Genomic DNA, 1,903 nt, shown 5'->3' on the forward strand with positions numbered 1-1,903 from the left:
GGGCGCGGCTCCGGCGAGGCGTTCCAGCTGGAGCTCAGCGGCAGCGGTGCGGTGTACGACCCCGATGCCAGGAGCAGACTATGGGAACCAGGCGCAGAACAGTCATGTCGAGACGCAAGGTGTTGGGCTTGGGGGCCGCAGCCGCAGTGGGAGCGGGGTCAGCGTTGGCGGCGAGGTCGGCCTCGGCCGGTGTCTCTTACACCGCCAAGATCGACCCGTCCCGGGCCCACGGCTGGCAGGGCTGGGGCGCCTCACTGTCCTGGTGGGCGAACGTATTCGGCACCAACGACACCCTCGCGGACATCTTCTACACCACCCGCCAAGTCACCTACCAAGGCCGGACCCTGCCCGGCCTTGGTCTGAACGTGGTGCGCTACAACCTCGGTGCCAGCATGTCGCAGCCCGCATATCCGGGCGGTCCGAGCCAGGCGAACTCACCGAATCATCCGGCATACAAGAAGATCGACGGCTACTGGCTCAACTGGCTCAGCGACGACCCGGGAAATACCAAGAGTTGGGACTGGACCCGTGACCGGGAACAGCGCGCCATGGCGGAAAAGGCGCGTGACCGAGGTGCGGACGTCTTCCAGATATTCTCCTGCTCACCGATGTGGTGGATGTGCAAAAACCACAACCCGTGCGGAGCCCCAGACGGCGGCGACAACCTGCAGACCTGGAATTACCGTCAGCACGCCCAGTACATGGCTGTCGTCGCCAAGCATTTCCGGGAGCACGGAGGCATGCACGTCAGCAGCGTCGTCCCTTTCAACGAGCCGTCCGCGAACTGGTGGAAGGCCGACGGGCGCCAGGAGGGCTGCCACATCAGCGCCGACCCCGGCCAGCCGATCCAGCAGCAGGTCATCCGGCACTTACGTGAAGAACTCAACGGCCACGGCTTGTCGGACATCGCCATCGCCGCCTCCGACGAAACCAGTTACGTCCAGGCCAACACTACCTGGAACAACCTCACCGCCCAGGGAGCAAGCAGCCAGGTCGGTCAGGTCGGCGTGCACGGCTACCAGTACGACGACTCCAACGGCAGCGCACGATCCGCCCTGTACAACAGCGTCCAGACCACCGGGAAACCACTGTGGCAGAGCGAATACGGCGAGCAGTGGGAACACGGCCTCTACCTCGCCTACAACCTCGCCCTCGACCTGCGCTACCTCCGCCCGACCGCCTGGTGCTACTGGCAGCCCGTCGACAGCCAGGTCAACGACCCCGCCACCGGCCACCATCTCAGCTGGGGTCTGCTCAAAGCCACCTACAGCAACGATCCCACCCGCAAAGACGGCATCCTAGGCGACCCCACCCCCTACCCGGGCACCGACCCTCACGTGACGAACAAGTACTTCGTCCTGGCCCAGTACACCCGCCACATTCGCCCCGGAATGCGCATCCTCGACAGCGGCGATCAGGCCACCGTCGCCGCCTACCACCCCGACCAGCACCGCCTCGTCCTGGTCACCGTCCGCGGCGACACCTCACAGGACATCACCTACGACCTCTCCGACTTCCGTACCGTGGGCACCAGCGCCCGGCGATGGGTGACCGACGCCGACCTATACTACCGCACTGCCCGCCAGTACCAGCCTGTCTCCGACGCTCCGCTGAACGGCAACCAGCTGACCCTGACCCTCGGCGCCAACTCGATCCAGACGATCGAAATAGACAACGTCTGGATATAGCCGGGCGAGGGGGCGCCAGAACGAGCCGTCGGCCGACACGCGCGGGAATGGTGCTGGCCAGGGCTGCGACGACGGGGATTGTCGGCGCTGCGCTAGTAGGGCTTGGTCAGGTCGGTATGGATGCGGGTATGTCGCGGTGGCAGGTGGGGCAGGCGCCGGCCCAGGTCGATCTGCTAGTCGCGCTCTCCCAGCTCACCCGGCCGCTGCCGGGCACC

Annotated in this window: 1 protein-coding gene; it reads left to right on the plus strand. The window is 66.0% G+C overall.

Going from position 1 to position 1,903, the window contains the following annotated elements:
• The first annotated feature begins 164 nt into the window (after positions 1–164).
• Positions 165–1,688: a glycoside hydrolase gene (locus ABZ070_RS37070; protein WP_356640582.1), complete on the plus strand. Its 1,524-nt coding sequence runs from the start codon at positions 165–167 to the stop codon at positions 1,686–1,688.
• Positions 1,689–1,903 lie beyond the last annotated feature (215 nt).

Origin of the sequence: Streptomyces sp. NPDC006283 (genome assembly GCF_040613325.1) — a bacterium.
Lineage (GTDB): Bacteria > Actinomycetota > Actinomycetes > Streptomycetales > Streptomycetaceae > Streptomyces.